The sequence below is a fragment of the Streptomyces sp. NPDC037290 genome, from assembly GCF_055603245.1.
Window position 1 is genome coordinate 252,468 of sequence record NZ_JBVJVZ010000010.1, and the last position, 14,021, is coordinate 266,488.

The window sequence follows — 14,021 nt, forward strand, 5'->3', positions numbered from 1 at the left end:
GGTCACGCCGCGCCGGCCTTCACCTGCCTTTCGTGCCGTACGGCGGGTGTGCCGGGGTTACTTCGAGGACTTCAGGCCCAGGTTGACGAAGTCGTACATACCGCTGTACGCGTTCGTCGTGTACACGTTGGCCAGTCGCGAGGAGCGCCAGTTGATGAACTTCTCGAAGGTGAACGGCAGGTAGTAGCCGCCCTCCATGACCTTGTGGTTGAGCTGCTGGGCGATGCCGGCCTGCTGGGTCGGGCTGGTCGCCTTGACGTACTGGTCGAACAGCCCGTCGATCGTCTTGTCCTTGATCAGGGCGTAGTTGTTGTTGCCGCTCTGCTCGATGTACTTGCTGTTCCACAGCGGCAGGCCGTAACCCTGGACGGTCGGGAAGTCCGGACCCCAGCCCATGATGATGATGCCGTAGCCCTTCTTCTTCACGTTCGAGGGGCTACCGATGATGCCGGTGGTCTGCGAGCCGTCGTACTGGTCGATCTGGACGTTGACGCCGATCTTCTTCAGCGACGCCTGGAGGGACTCGGCGGTGGCCACCTCGACCGGCTTGTTGTTGCGGACGGCGATGGTGGTGCTGAAGCCGTTCGGCTTGCCGCAGGCCTTCAGCTCCTCCTTGGCCTTGGCCACGTTGCCGTTCTTGTTCGCGCCGGCGATCTGGAACGGGTCGTACTTCTGGCCCTCGGCGCCCGGGACGGACGGCGGCAGCATGTTGGTGCCGATGTCACCACCGGCGATGGGGCCACCACGCGCGGTCTGCAGCGACACGTGGTCCGCACCGTAGATGACGGCGTTGCGGCAGTGGATGTTGTCGAACGGCTTCACGCTCTGCGGGAACACCGCGTAACGGATGTAGCCGGAGACCGGGTTGTCCAGGTTGCCCTTGTGCTCCTTCAGGGCCACGGTGCGGCCCTGCGGCGACATGCCGGTCTGGTTCAGGTCCAGGTCGTAGTCGCCCGCGATCAGGCGCTGGTCCATGTCGTTGGCGTTGGTGAAGAACTTGATGCTGATCTTGTCCGGGTACGCCTTGCGGACCGGGTCCGAGGACTGCTTCCAGCTGGTGTTGCGGACCAGGACGAGGTCCTTGCCCGGCTCGTACGCCTGGAACTTGTACGGGCCCGAGGAGAACGGGTGCAGCGCGTACTTGGACTTGGTGTCCTGGTCCTGGCGGACCGGGGACGCCGACGGCAGCGCCAGCATCTGCAGGAAGTCCGAGTTGGCCTGCGGCAGATGGAAGACGATCGTCTTGTCGTCCGGCGTGTCGATCGCCTTCAGGCCCAGGTGGTCCGCGGCCTTGTCCTTGTACGGACCCTGGTAGGCGTTCTTGGGGTCGAGCACGTTCTTCAGGTACGTCGGGCCGCCGGACAGGACGTCCTGCGCCCAGATGCGCTCGATGCCGTACTTGACGTCCTTGGAGGTGACCGGCTTGCCGTCCTCCCACGTGATGCCGTCACGCAGGGTGAACGTGTAGGTCTTCTTGTCGGCCGAGACCTTGCCCATGTCGGTGGCGAGGTCCGGCTGCACCTCGGCACCGGTCTGACCCGGCTCGGTCTTGTAGGTGACCAGCTGACGGCTGTAGTAGCGCATGAAGTTCCACGCCATGCCGTAATAACCGCGGGTGGTGTCCCACGAGTCGGCGTCCTGGGCGCTGGCGAACTTCAGCTCGCCGCCCTTCTTCGCGAGCGAAGCCTGGGCGACCTTGTTGTTGGCGGCGTCGAAGCCGGCCGCACCGTTCTTGCCGCTGTCGTCCTTGCCACCGCCGCACGCCGCCGTGGTCAGCAGCCCGGCGACCACTACGGCAGCGGCCATGGCCTGCTTGCGCCGCCCTGAGGTGCGTTGGGTAGTCACGATCTCGGATCCTCCGGATTAGATGAGAGACCCCGTGCCAGGTGCCACGGGTCGCTTGTGGTACGGCAGTTCAGCGGGAGCCCTTGGGGTCCAGCGCGTCGCGCACGCCGTCACCGAAGAGGTTGAAGGCGAGCACGGTGATGAAGATCGCCACGCCAGGAACCACCATGTACATGGGATCCGAGTCGTAGTAGTCGATCGCGTTGGACAGCATCTGACCCCAGGAAGCCGTAGGCGGCTTGACGCCCACACCCAGGAAGCTGAGCGCGGCCTCGGTGAGGATGTTGGTCGGGATCATCATCGTCGTGTACACGATGATGGGCGCCACGAGGTTGGGCAGCAGTTCCTTGAAGAGGATGTAGAACTGCCCGGCACCGAGGGAGCGGGCCGCCTCGACGTACTCGCGTTCGCGCAGCGAGAGGGTCTGCCCGCGGACCACACGTCCGATGTAGGGCCAGCCGAAGAAGCCGATGACCAGGATCATCACGAGCAGGCGCACGCCCGTGCCGGTCAGTCCCAGCATCTGGTTGGGCATCACCGAGACCAGGCTGATGATGAACAGGAGCTGGGGGAAGGCGAGCAGGCCGTCCATCACCCGGCTGATGACCGAGTCGACCCAGCCGCCGAAGAAGCCGGCCAGGATGCCGAGGACGGTGCCCAGCACGACCGCGACGACCGCGGACAGGAAGCCGACGAGCAGCGAGATCCGGGCACCGTAGACGATGCGCGCGAAGATGTCGCGGCCGTTGACCGGTTCGACGCCGAGCAGATGGTCGCCGCTGATGCCGCCCAGGGAGCCCTTGGGGGTGCCGAACAGCGGATCGATCATGCTCTCGTGATAGACGTCCGGGTCCTGGCCGACGAGGCTCGTGATCACCGGTGCGAGCAACGCGATCACGATGAGGAGGAGCACGACGACGCCGCCCGTCAGGGCAAGTTTGTCCCGCTTGAGGCGTTCCCAGGCGATCCGGCCCAGGGAACGGCCCTGAACGGCCTTCGCGTCGGTGGCCGCGACCGCCGCTTCCTCTGCCGCACCCGGGGCCGCTTCCGCGGTCGGCTCGTGCAATGGTGCCGTCATCAGGCTGGGACCCCTCTCAACCGGCGGTAGCCGGCCCGCACTTGCCGCTGGTAGCGGCATCAAACAGTCCGTCGTACACAGGGGCGAACCCCTTGAAGGGGGAGTCTTCAACGCTTGCGCGATCAGCCGCCAGCCTTGACGTGGAATGGATGCGCAACCGTGATGCAAGCAGGCGTTTCCTGTTATACGGACAGGGAGTTGCGGCGAACGGACGGTGAGGAGGGGACGGACCGCCGTGGAGAAAGGGCCTTATGGCCCTTATGTGCAGGTCAGTAGCGTCCGGGCACCGGTGGATAGCCGTAGCCGGTGGCCGGCGCCTGGGGGGAGGCCTGGAGCTGGGGCTGGGGGGCGGCGTGGGCCTCACGGTCGTAGAACGGGCGGGCGTTGGCCCGCATCCACATCACGACCGGGTCGTAGTCGTCGGTCATCGCGACCGTCGACACCGGCAGGCCCTCCGGGACCGCGCCGACGGACTGCTGCATCATCGCGCGCACCGAGTCGACCGCGGCCGGCGAGGTGTCGTACACGTCCAGGCCGATGGAGAGGTACGGCGCACCGAGCGCCGGCTGCACCCAGGCGCGGCGCAGGGAGCGCAGGGCCGGGGTGCGGTGGGCGTTCTGCGCGAGCAGAGCGTAGAACTGCGGGATCTCGATGCCGGGTTCGGTCAGCCGGAGTGGTCCTGCGGGCTGGCGGTCCAGGCCCGTCGCGATGCGGCGCAGGTCCAGCCAGGGGATGCCGACGCCGCCGCCCTGGGCGTGCGGGTTGAGCCAGAGGCCGTAGTGGTCGGGGTAGAGGGTGCGGGCCACGTCGAGTCCGTCGACGACCTCGTACGACCGGTTCCAGCCGCTGGCCGAGAGTTCCTGGGCGGAGGTGACGCAGGGGGCGTACTGGAAGCCGTCGACCTCCATGTTTCCGTACTGGGCGTCCGGGGAGCCGGCCTGGCCGTGCCACAGCAGCATCCAGATCTGGCCGGAGGACGGGGTGGCGAGGGCGCGCAGCAGGGCCTCGTAGGCGTCGTAGCGGCCGGGGGTGACCTGGCGCAGCATGTGCTCGACGCTGCCGCTGTGGCTCGCGCTCACCTGTCGTGCCCTTCTCTTTTTCGTGCCCCCGTGTGTGGGGACAGCTTAAGCGCCCAGTAGCCCGGGGTCCTGGGTGCGTGCGCGGGTGCGGATGCGTGGGTGGTACTCGCGCGGTTCCCCGCGCCCCCCGGGCGAACTCAGTGACCGTGCAGATAGAAGGGCCGGACGTTCGACTTCAGCCATTCGGCCACCGGGTCGTCCGTCACGTCCAGGAGGACGAGGTTGACCGGCCATGTGACCGGGACCTTGCCCAGGGCCCGGCCGAGGGCCTGCATGGGAAGGGTCCGCAGGTCGCCTTCCCACTGGGAGAGTTCCACGCCCACGAACATGACCGGGTCGGCCGTCTCGATGGCGGCCAGGCAGCGGCGGGCGGTGAGGACGACACCGGTCTCGGCGAACTCGGCGGACGCGGCGGAGAGGAAGTCGACCGGGTCGTCCTGCCAGTCGGGTTCGAAGAGACGGACCCGGCCGCCGGTGCCCGGGCCGTCGAGCGGGGTGCGGCCGGCGCGGCACAGCTCGGCCACCGCCTCGGGCGGGAGCGGGATGCCGACCAGGGCGTCGGGGTTCACCAGGATGCCGGCCTGCGGGGGCAGACCGCGGGCGAACTCCACGGCGGGGGCGATCGTGTACGACATGTGGGAGCCGGCCGCCTGGCGCAGCTGCTCCTCGGAGCTGAACACCGGGACGTACGTCTGGCCGCCGATGTCCAGCGTGGGCAGGTCCAGCGGGCCGCTGTCCGGGCCGCCGCCGCTCGGCAGCGGGATCCACAGCAGGCTGCGGCCCAGGACCTCGAGGATCCGGCCGGCCGCGGCGGGTATGCCGAGGGAGGCCGAGAGCACCTCCTCCAGCTCGTTGCCGGGCCAGCCGCCGTGGGGCTGGGGGTGCGCCTGTGCCGGGAAGTCCGCGGGAATGTCCGCCGGGAAGTCCATCTGCCTACCGCCTGCTGGGAACCACTGTGAGCAAGAAGGCTAGCGGGTACCTGTGACAGCCCCTCACCCTCCGAACGCGATCTGCCTCACCCGGTGAACTCGATCCGCTGCAGGACGTCCGCGGCCGCGCGGTCCAGCAGCACCGCCGATCCGCAGCCCGCGGGCAGCTCGCCCCGCTCGACCGCGTCGAGCAGCCGGGCGGTCGTACGGCGGTGGCGGCGGAAGGCGTAGCGGGAGACGCCCCGGCCGCGCTCGCGCTGGCCGCCACGGGCCGTCTCGGGTGCCACGTCGAGCAGGAGCAGGTGCAGGGTGCCGCCGCGGCGGCGGGCCTCGCGGGCGAGCCAGGCGCGCACCCAGGGCTGGGTGCCGCAGTCGTGGACGACGACGCCCTCCCCGCTGCGCAGGGCGCGGCGCAGCCCGGCGTAGTGGGCGAGGCGGACCAGGGGGCGGTACAGCGCGTACGGGAGCGCGCGGGGCAGGCGGGCCGCGAAGCGGTCGCGGGTGTCCTGCGAGTCGATGCGGTGACCGGCGACCGCGCGCCCCATCAGGGTGGACTTGCCGCTGCCGGGCAGGCCGGTGATCACGGCGAGGTCGCGGGGCCCGAAGACCAGGGCGCGCGGGCCGTGCCCGGCACGGTCGCGCAGGTCACGGACGACCGGGGCCGGGGCGGGAGCGGGGACGGGGGCCCGGCGCTGCCTCGGCACAGCGATGCCGGTGGTGACGGTGGCGTACACCGGGGTCCTGTTCACCGTGATCGTCCTCCCCTGTCGGCTCGGTCATCGTCATTCCCGCGATCCGTAAAGAGAAGGTAATGGACGCTGTTGGCGACGGGGTCCGCGTCCTGCCACAGGTCGGTTACAAAAGCCCGCACGCCGTGCAATGATGTGCCCGCCAACTGCATACCGGCCGTTTGAATCCGCGCGGGAGAGTCCCCAGCAGCCTTCGCTGGGGCGCCGAAGGAGCAAGTCCCTCCCTTGAATCTCTCAGGCCCCGTTACCGCGCGGGCGAGGCACATCTGAAAAGCGGGCCGCTGCGACAGTGGCCCCACCCAAGGTGCAAGCCGTGATCGTCCCCGTGGCGGTCCTGGCGAACCTCTCAGGTTCCGATGACAGATGGGGAGGAACGTTCCTCGCCCCATCCCTGTTGCCCTGGGAGACGACCGACCGATGAGCAGCACTGAACTCCGTCACACCGCGCTCGATGCCGTGCATCGCTCGCTCGGTGCGACGATGACCGACTTCGCCGGCTGGGACATGCCCCTGCGCTACGGCTCCGAGCGCGACGAGCACGTCGCCGTGCGCACGAAGGCGGGTCTCTTCGACCTCTCCCACATGGGCGAGATCACCGTCACCGGCGCCGGCGCGGCCGCCCTCCTCGACCACGCCCTGGTCGGCAACATCGCCTCCGTCGGCGTCGGCCGCGCCCGCTACACCATGATCTGCCAGGCCGACGGCGGCATCCTGGACGACCTGATCGTCTACCGGCTCGCCGAGACCGAGTACATGGTGGTCGCCAACGCCTCCAACGCCCAGGTGGTGCTGGACGCCCTGACCGAGCGCGCCGCCGGCTTCGACGCCGAGGTCCGTGACGACCGGGACGCGTACGCGCTGATCGCCGTCCAGGGCCCGCAGTCCCCCGGCATCCTGAAGTCGGTGACCGACGCCGACCTGGACGGCCTGAAGTACTACGCCGGCCTGCCCGGCACGGTCGCCGGTGTCCCCGCGCTGATCGCCCGCACCGGCTACACCGGCGAGGACGGCTTCGAGCTGTTCGTGAAGCCGGAGCACGCCGTGGAGCTGTGGCAGGCCCTGACCAAGGCCGGCGAGGGCGCCGGCCTGGTCCCGTGCGGCCTGTCCTGCCGGGACACGCTGCGCCTGGAGGCGGGCATGCCGCTGTACGGGCACGAGCTGACCACCTCGCTCACCCCCTTCGACGCCGGGCTCGGCCGGGTGGTGAAGTTCGAGAAGGAGGGCGACTTCGTCGGCCGCGAGGCGCTCCAGCGGGCCGCCGCCCGCGCGCAGGAGAACCCGCCGCGCGTCCTGGTCGGCCTGGTCGCCGAGGGCCGCCGCGTCCCGCGCGCCGGGTACGCCGTCGTCGCGGGCGGCGAGGTGATCGGCGAGGTCACCTCCGGCGCCCCCTCCCCCACCCTGGGCAAGCCGATCGCCATGGCGTACGTCGACGCGGCGCACGCGGCGCCGGGCACCGAGGGCGTCGGCGTGGACATCCGGGGCAGCCACGAGCCGTACGAGGTCGTGGCGCTGCCCTTCTACAAGCGCCAGAAGTGACACCGTCGTACCTCTGAGTCGTACCTGTGAAAGTGACGTCGGGCACATCACCGCTGCTCACGCACGTCTCCAGCAGTCCCCCCTCACCAGCACTCCCGCGCGTACAGGAGAATTCAGGCCATGAGCAACCCCCAGCAGCTGCGCTACAGCAAGGAGCACGAGTGGCTGTCGGCCGCCGAGGACGGCGTCTCGACGGTCGGCATCACCGAGTTCGCGGCCAACGCGCTCGGCGACGTGGTCTACGCCGACCTGCCCGACGTCGGCTCCACGGTGACCGCGGGCGAGACCTGCGGCGAGCTGGAGTCGACCAAGTCGGTCTCCGACCTGTACTCGCCGGTCAGCGGTGAGGTCACCGAGATCAACGAGGACGTCGTCAACGACCCGTCGCTGGTGAACTCGGCCCCCTTCGAGGGCGGCTGGCTGTTCAAGGTGCGCGTCACGGAGGAGCCGGCCGACCTGCTCTCCGCCGACGAGTACACCGCCCAGAACGCCGGCTGAGGAGTCGTAGCCCCATGACCGTCCTGAACACGCCCCTGCACGAGCTGGACCCGGAGATCGCCGCCGCGGTCGACGCCGAGCTCGGTCGCCAGCAGTCCACGCTGGAGATGATCGCCTCCGAGAACTTCGCGCCGCTCGCGGTGATGGAGGCGCAGGGCTCGGTGCTGACCAACAAGTACGCCGAGGGCTACCCGGGCCGCCGCTACTACGGCGGCTGCGAGCACGTGGACGTCGCCGAGCAGATCGCCATCGACCGGATCAAGGAGCTGTTCGGCGCCGAGTACGCCAACGTGCAGCCCCACTCCGGGGCCTCCGCCAACCAGGCGGCCCTGTTCGCGCTGGCCCAGCCCGGGGACACCATCCTCGGACTGGACCTCGCCCACGGCGGCCACCTGACCCACGGCATGCGCCTGAACTTCTCCGGCAAGCAGTTCAACGTGGTCGCCTACCACGTGGACGCCGAGACCGGCCTGGTCGACATGGCCGAGGTCGAGCGCCTCGCCAAGGAGCACCGCCCGAAGGTGATCATCGCCGGCTGGTCGGCGTACCCGCGTGAGCTGGACTTCGCCGCCTTCCGCCGGATCGCCGACGAGGTCGAGGCCTACCTGTGGGTCGACATGGCGCACTTCGCGGGCCTGGTCGCGGCCGGTCTGCACGCGAACCCGGTGCCGTACGCCGACGTGGTCACCTCCACCACCCACAAGACGCTGGGCGGTCCGCGCGGCGGCATCATCCTCGCCCGTGGCAAGGACTTCGCGAAGAAGCTGAACTCGGCCGTCTTCCCGGGCTTCCAGGGCGGTCCCCTGGAGCACGTGATCGCGGCGAAGGCGGTCTCCTTCAAGGTCGCCGCCTCGGAGGAGTTCAAGGAGCGCCAGCGTCGTACGGTGGAGGGTGCGCGCATCCTCGCCGAGCGCCTGACGGCGGCGGACGCGCGTGAGGCCGGCGTGAACGTGCTGTCCGGCGGCACGGACGTGCACCTGATCCTGGTGGACCTGCGCGAGTCCGAGCTGGACGGGCAGCAGGCCGAGGACCGCCTCCACGAGGTCGGCATCACGGTCAACCGCAACGCGGTCCCGAACGACCCGCGGCCCCCGATGGTGACGTCGGGCCTCCGGATCGGCACGCCCGCCCTGGCGACCCGCGGCTTCACGGCCGAGGACTTCGCCGAGGTCGCGGACGTGATCGCCGAGGCGCTGAAGCCGTCCTACGACGCCGAGGCCCTCAAGGCGCGCGTGAAGGCGCTCGCCGACAAGCACCCGCTGTACGCGGGCCTGAACAAGTAAGTCCCCGGCGGGGCACCCGGAGGACGGGTGCCCCACCACCCCCTGTACTGCCTTCTTGAGGAGTGACCGTGGCCATCTCGGTCTTCGACCTGTTCTCGATCGGCATCGGCCCGTCCAGCTCCCACACGGTCGGCCCGATGCGTGCGGCGCGCATGTTCGCACGCCGCCTGCGCAACGAGGAGCTGCTCGGCTCCGTGGCGTCACTGCGCTGCGAGCTGTACGGCTCCCTCGGCGCGACCGGCCACGGCCACGGCACCCCCAAGGCGGTCCTGCTCGGCCTGGAGGGCGCCTCGCCGCGCACGGTGGACGTGGAGACCGCCGACGAGCGGGTGGAGGGGATCAAGACGGCGGGCCGCCTCACGCTCCTCGGCGAGCACGAGATCCCGTTCTCCTTCGACGACGACCTGGTCCTGCACCGGCGCAAGGCACTGCCGTACCACGCCAACGGCATGACGATATGGGCGTACGACGCGAGCGGCGCGGAGCTGCTCTCCAAGACGTACTACTCGGTCGGCGGCGGTTTCGTCGTGGACGAGGACGCGGTCGGCGCGGACCGGATCAAGCTGGACGACACGGTCCTGAAGTACCCCTTCCGCACCGGCGACGAGTTGCTGCGCCTGACGAAGGACACCGGCCTGTCGATCTCCTCCCTGATGCTGGAGAACGAGCGGGCCTGGCGCACCGAGGAGGAGATCCGGGCGGGCCTGCTGGAGATCTGGCGGGTGATGCGCGAGTGCGTGCAGCGCGGCATGTCCCGTGAGGGCATCCTGCCGGGCGGTCTGCGGGTCCGCCGCCGCGCGGCCGTCTCGGCCCGCCAGTTGCGCGCCGAGGGCGACCCGCTGGCCCACGCCATGGAGTGGATCACGCTCTACGCGATGGCGGTGAACGAGGAGAACGCGGCGGGCGGGCGCGTGGTGACGGCCCCCACGAACGGCGCGGCCGGCATCATCCCGGCGGTCCTGCACTACTACATCAACTTCGTGCCCGGTGCCGACGAGGACGGAGTGGTCCGCTTCCTTCTGGCCGCCGGCGCGATCGGCATGCTCTTCAAGGAGAACGCCTCCATCTCCGGCGCCGAGGTCGGCTGCCAGGGCGAGGTCGGCTCCGCCTGCTCCATGGCCGCGGGCGCCCTCGCCGAGGTCCTCGGCGGCTCCCCCGAGCAGGTCGAGAACGCCGCCGAGATCGGCATGGAACACAACCTCGGCCTGACCTGCGACCCGGTCGGCGGCCTGGTCCAGATCCCGTGCATCGAGCGCAACGGCATGGCCGCGGTGAAGGCGGTCACCGCCGCCAAGATGGCCATGCGCGGCGACGGCTCCCACAAGGTGTCCCTCGACAAGGTCATCAAGACCATGAAGGACACCGGCGCGGACATGTCGGTGAAGTACAAGGAGACGGCTCGGGGTGGGCTGGCTGTGAACATCATCGAGTGCTGAGGAAGTAGGCAGGCCCTGACCAGCGCGTCCGTGTTCTCGGCGCTGCCGGGGCCTTCCCTGCCTACGCGGCGGAAAATCCCCGGGAAGACGCCAGAGAATCGACCGCTGACCTGAGGGTTCGCGGTATTCACTGCATGTCGAGTCGCGGCGGACGGCCTCCCCGGCTTCCGGCGAGGGAAGCCCCGTCACCCTCGTCGAAGCACGCCATGCCGGCAAGCTGCTGGGCGCAGCCGGCCGGCACGGCCACAAGCACACCCTCGACGCGATCAAGAGCGTCGACGACGGGCAGGCGTTCATCATGAGCATCTCCGAGGACGTCAGCCGCGTGGACACGACGGTCATGGAGAAGACGCAGGCGTACGCCGACCTGGTCGGGTTCGGTCACACGGCGGAGCGCCGCGCGGAGATGTCCGGCAAAGGTCCGGACTACGCGAAGTGGCGGCTGGACCTGCTCAACTCGACGACCGACATCGCGGTACTGGTGGCGGAACGCAAGGAGGCCAGGACCAAGATCGACCACCTCGAGCGAGCCGGGCCCTCCTGGCCGGGCTGGTGAAGAAGTCCCCGGAGGAGCTCGCCGAGCTGTTCGAGGGCGAGGTCGGCAAGCACCTGGACGCGGTGGAACGCGTACGCAAGGCGGCGTCAGCCACCACGGACGGCGTCTCCGAACTGGAGCCCACGGAAGCGGAGCCGGCCAAGGATGACGGCGGCGGCCGCCCCCATGACAGCGTCCGGAAACCGCAGATGCCCGGGAGACACGAAAAGAGTCGGAGACCCGCCGAGCCGGCCCATCATCATCTACGTCTCCTCGTTCGGAAGAGACACGGCCGCGTGGTCGCTGACACTCTTCCCGCCGAGCAGCTCACGTCAAACGGTCCAGTACGGCGGCCACTCGGTCCCGTAGTTCCTCATCGGTCAGGTCGTCCGGGTCTCTGAGGTCAGGATCGATGCTGTAGTCCTCCAATGCATAGAAGACCTCGTCCAGCGCGTTCTCCAAAGCCCCGCTCATACGCTCGCCCGCGTCCATGCCCCGGCGCCGCTCGTCGAGCCACCGTCTGGCGAAGGAGGGGCCGTCGATCGAACGGGACGCGAGAGAGCGCATCAGATCGATCTGTTGCCCGGTATGACTGGTAGCGGAGCTTTCCCCGGCCGACTTGAACGCCCTGGTCTGCGGAGGGTAGTGGCTGGAGACAACAGAGAGTTCCACTTCGCCCGCGGGGCTTCTGCGAGCGTAGCGCTGGAATTCCGCCCGGGCCCTGTCAGTACCCTCGGCCACAGCACCTCTCATGAACTCCGGGCTTCCTGCTGCCAGAGCGTAGCCGCCTTGGCACAGCACAGCCCCCAGGAAATTGTCCGCGACCAGCAACAAGCCTGGCGTGCCCGGCCACTGTGCGCTGACAGCGAGGAGCGCGTCCGGTTCGGCTGGCCCGGTGACCACTGGCCACTCGGCGAACCTCTCAGCGAGCGGCGCCCCGAAAACAGCTGCGGAACCAGTCCCCCGCGCTCCCGCCGCCAGTCGCTCAACAGTGTCTCGCCCCGGTGGGAGGTGCGCGGCCAGCGGAGCGACCGAGATGGCCTGGACTCGTGCGAGCCAGTCCTCGCGGAAGTTCCCGGTATCGGAGAGGACGGTCTCGAGGACGTCACGATTCTTGATCTGCTGCACTGCAGGTCCTTACGTAAGGAAGCCCTTTCGGAGCCCACGCCTGTTCCTGCCCTCGGTAGTCGTACCGGTACATCTTGGTGTCCGGGGCGAGCATGTGGTCTCGCATGGCCTGCTGGAACTGAGCAAGAGTCTGTTTGTTCCGACTTCCAGCGACGCCGAAGTCCTGCGCGTGGCTGTCGTACTTCCTATCGATCTTCCAGCGGTGCCGACCGAGGCGTTCGCCGGACTCGATGCCTGGCCGCGCGATGCGCGCGACGAGCCTGCGCTCGCGCAGCCAGATGGGGTGTTCGGCGGAGAAGTACGCCTTGTCTGCGCGGAGTTTGACGGGCCGGCGCCGCCGTGGCCCCCGGCGGGACCGGACTGCGGGGATGCCGAGGATGAGCGGCTTGAGGGCGAAACTGTCGTGCATGTTTGCACCTGACACGGCGACGGCGAGAGGCATGCCCTGAGCATCGGACAGCACGTGCAGCTTGCTGCCCTTCTTGCCGCGATCGACCGGGTTCGGCCCTGTCAGCGATCCCTCCTTTTGGCGCGAACGGAGGCCGCGTCGACGATCGCCGGGGTCCAGTCCGCTTCGCCCCGGACCTCGATTTCGTCCAGCACCGCCCGATGCAGCCGCCGCCACAGGCCGACCTCGGTCCATACCGTGAAGCGGCGATGCGAGGTGGCGGAGGACGTGCCGAACGTCGGCGGCAGATGCCGCCAGGCACAGCCGCTGGTCAGCACGTACACCACTGTGGCGAACACGGCCCGCTGGTCGCGCGGAGCGGTCCCGCCACCTTGCGGTCGAGCCGCGAACGACGGCAGTAACGGGGCGACCAGCCTCCAGAGCGCATCAGGAACCAGACGCTACGACAGATCAGCACTCACGGCGGGCATCATGCCGCTCGAACATCAGGCTTCAAGTCACTGGGGATAGCTTTCTATGCCTCGATTGATGCGGCCGATCTGGCTGCCTGCTCGATCATCGCGCAGTAGGCGGTGCGGGCGTCCTCATCGATCTGCATCTCGTGTTCGGGGCGCATCCCGGTTCGGCCGTCCACGCCTTCGCGCAAGATGTCGGCGTGCCCGGCATGCCGGTTGGTCTCGCCGAGGACGTGCACCAGGATGGCGAACAGGTTCGTGTTGGCATAAGGCTCTGGCCACCACGGCACGTGGCCCGGGGCATCGAGGGCAAGCTCGTCGATCGTCGCGTCTGAGTGTTCCCACGTGCGCCGGTAGGACTCGATGATCTGATCGCGTGCCTCGTCCTCAGCCGCCCACAGATCGCTGCCGTCGTGGTCCTGCCACCGGGGCAGCGGCTCTGGGGACGGCCGGTCGAAGACCTCGCCCAAATACCTGGCCTCGACGCTGGCCACGTGTTTGACCAGGCCGAGGAGGTTGGTCCCGGTCACTGTCAAAGGTCGGCGGGCGTCGTATTCGGAGAGGCCGTCGAGCTTCCAGAGCAGCGCCTTGCGGTCCCGCCGCAGTCGCCCGTGCAGGGTGCCCTTCGCGAATTCATCGATCATGCGTCATGAGCCTGCCATGGGCTACTCATGGCCTCAAGATCCCGTATGTGGACCGCAATGACCGGCAGCGCTGACCCGGCCATGGCCACCGCCCTGAGCTATTGATGACGCTCGCGGAACTTGCCACGTGAGACAGCCTCTTACTCATCACCTTCTGGCTACTGAAGTCGGCTCTCTGCTCCCATTGGGCCTTGGCACAGAGCGCGAGCCCCAGAGGGTCGGCCCATGCGAGGGGGTTGCCGACGTAGCTGTTGGGATTGGGTGCCGGCTCGAGACCCAGCGGATCCGAGGTCAGGTACGTGCCTGTTTCGGGGTCGTAGTACCGGAAGTGGTTGTAGTGCAGTGCACAGAGGGAAAGCCCCCAGGTAGCGAACGTGTCTTTCTCGCCAGGTACAGGGCCGTTGCCCATGGCTCCCC

14 protein-coding genes, 1 pseudogene and 2 riboswitches are annotated in these 14,021 nt (G+C 68.9%); of the genes and pseudogenes, 5 read left to right on the forward strand and 10 right to left on the reverse strand.

Annotated features, from left to right (window positions below):
• Positions 1–57: 57 nt before the first annotated feature.
• The 5 genes from ACZ7HQ_RS30835 to ACZ7HQ_RS30855 form a co-directional block, all read right to left on the reverse strand.
• On the reverse strand, positions 58–1,845 hold the full coding sequence (locus tag ACZ7HQ_RS30835) for an ABC transporter substrate-binding protein (RefSeq protein WP_470996846.1): 1,788 nt from the start codon (positions 1,843–1,845) through the stop codon (positions 58–60).
• A 70-nt stretch (positions 1,846–1,915) separates the two neighbouring features.
• A complete protein-coding gene (locus tag ACZ7HQ_RS30840) occupies positions 1,916–2,923 on the reverse strand; it encodes an ABC transporter permease (RefSeq protein ID WP_470996849.1) in 1,008 nt (335 codons plus the stop codon).
• Between the two features lie 269 nt (positions 2,924–3,192).
• The gene (locus ACZ7HQ_RS30845; protein WP_470996985.1) at positions 3,193–3,969 is read right to left on the reverse strand and encodes an enhanced serine sensitivity protein SseB C-terminal domain-containing protein; all 777 of its coding nucleotides are present in this window, start codon (positions 3,967–3,969) and stop codon (positions 3,193–3,195) included.
• A gap of 170 nt (positions 3,970–4,139) precedes the next feature.
• Positions 4,140–4,931 (reverse strand): enhanced serine sensitivity protein SseB, encoded by a 792-nt coding sequence (locus tag ACZ7HQ_RS30850; protein WP_470996852.1) that lies wholly within the window; start codon positions 4,929–4,931, stop codon positions 4,140–4,142.
• An 86-nt stretch (positions 4,932–5,017) separates the two neighbouring features.
• Positions 5,018–5,680 carry a P-loop nucleotide/nucleoside kinase family protein gene (locus ACZ7HQ_RS30855; RefSeq protein ID WP_470996855.1) on the reverse strand — a complete coding sequence of 221 codons (663 nt, stop codon included), beginning with the start codon at positions 5,678–5,680 and terminating at the stop codon, positions 5,018–5,020.
• 162 nt (positions 5,681–5,842) lie between these two features.
• Positions 5,843–5,940, forward strand: a riboswitch (glycine riboswitch).
• Positions 5,941–6,053: riboswitch (glycine riboswitch) on the forward strand.
• Positions 6,054–6,097: 44 nt separating this feature from the next.
• On the opposite strand from ACZ7HQ_RS30855, the gene gcvT reads away from it, so the two are divergent.
• From gcvT to ACZ7HQ_RS30880, 5 genes are all read left to right on the forward strand, one after another.
• Positions 6,098–7,216 carry a glycine cleavage system aminomethyltransferase GcvT gene (gene gcvT / locus ACZ7HQ_RS30860; protein ID WP_470996858.1) on the forward strand — a complete coding sequence of 373 codons (1,119 nt, stop codon included), beginning with the start codon at positions 6,098–6,100 and terminating at the stop codon, positions 7,214–7,216.
• 120 nt (positions 7,217–7,336) lie between these two features.
• Positions 7,337–7,714: a glycine cleavage system protein GcvH gene (gene gcvH / locus ACZ7HQ_RS30865; RefSeq protein ID WP_470996861.1), complete on the forward strand. Its 378-nt coding sequence runs from the start codon at positions 7,337–7,339 to the stop codon at positions 7,712–7,714.
• A gap of 14 nt (positions 7,715–7,728) precedes the next feature.
• The gene (gene glyA / locus ACZ7HQ_RS30870) at positions 7,729–8,997 is read left to right on the forward strand and encodes a serine hydroxymethyltransferase (RefSeq protein WP_470996863.1); all 1,269 of its coding nucleotides are present in this window, start codon (positions 7,729–7,731) and stop codon (positions 8,995–8,997) included.
• A gap of 68 nt (positions 8,998–9,065) precedes the next feature.
• The gene (locus ACZ7HQ_RS30875) at positions 9,066–10,433 is read left to right on the forward strand and encodes an L-serine ammonia-lyase (protein WP_470996866.1); all 1,368 of its coding nucleotides are present in this window, start codon (positions 9,066–9,068) and stop codon (positions 10,431–10,433) included.
• Positions 10,434–10,731: 298 nt separating this feature from the next.
• Positions 10,732–10,989, forward strand: a complete 258-nt coding sequence (locus tag ACZ7HQ_RS30880) for a hypothetical protein (protein WP_470996868.1) — start codon at positions 10,732–10,734, stop codon at positions 10,987–10,989.
• 306 nt (positions 10,990–11,295) lie between these two features.
• Here ACZ7HQ_RS30880 and ACZ7HQ_RS30885 read toward each other — a convergent pair whose 3' ends face one another.
• From ACZ7HQ_RS30885 to ACZ7HQ_RS30905, 5 genes and pseudogenes are all read right to left on the reverse strand, one after another.
• Positions 11,296–12,096: a colicin immunity domain-containing protein gene (locus tag ACZ7HQ_RS30885; RefSeq protein WP_470996871.1), complete on the reverse strand. Its 801-nt coding sequence runs from the start codon at positions 12,094–12,096 to the stop codon at positions 11,296–11,298.
• Positions 12,074–12,721 (reverse strand): transposase, encoded by a 648-nt coding sequence (locus ACZ7HQ_RS30890; RefSeq protein WP_470996874.1) that lies wholly within the window; start codon positions 12,719–12,721, stop codon positions 12,074–12,076. The genes ACZ7HQ_RS30885 and ACZ7HQ_RS30890 overlap by 23 nt, the downstream gene beginning before the upstream one ends.
• On the reverse strand, positions 12,607–12,942 hold the full coding sequence (locus ACZ7HQ_RS30895; RefSeq protein WP_470996988.1) for a transposase: 336 nt from the start codon (positions 12,940–12,942) through the stop codon (positions 12,607–12,609). The genes ACZ7HQ_RS30890 and ACZ7HQ_RS30895 overlap by 115 nt, the downstream gene beginning before the upstream one ends.
• Positions 12,943–13,019: 77 nt before the next feature.
• Complete coding sequence (locus tag ACZ7HQ_RS30900; protein WP_470996877.1) at positions 13,020–13,604, reverse strand: DinB family protein; 585 nt, start codon at positions 13,602–13,604, stop codon at positions 13,020–13,022.
• 157 nt (positions 13,605–13,761) lie between these two features.
• Positions 13,762–13,947 (reverse strand): annotated as a pseudogene (locus ACZ7HQ_RS30905) (RHS repeat-associated core domain-containing protein); the annotation flags it as partial.
• Positions 13,948–14,021 lie beyond the last annotated feature (74 nt).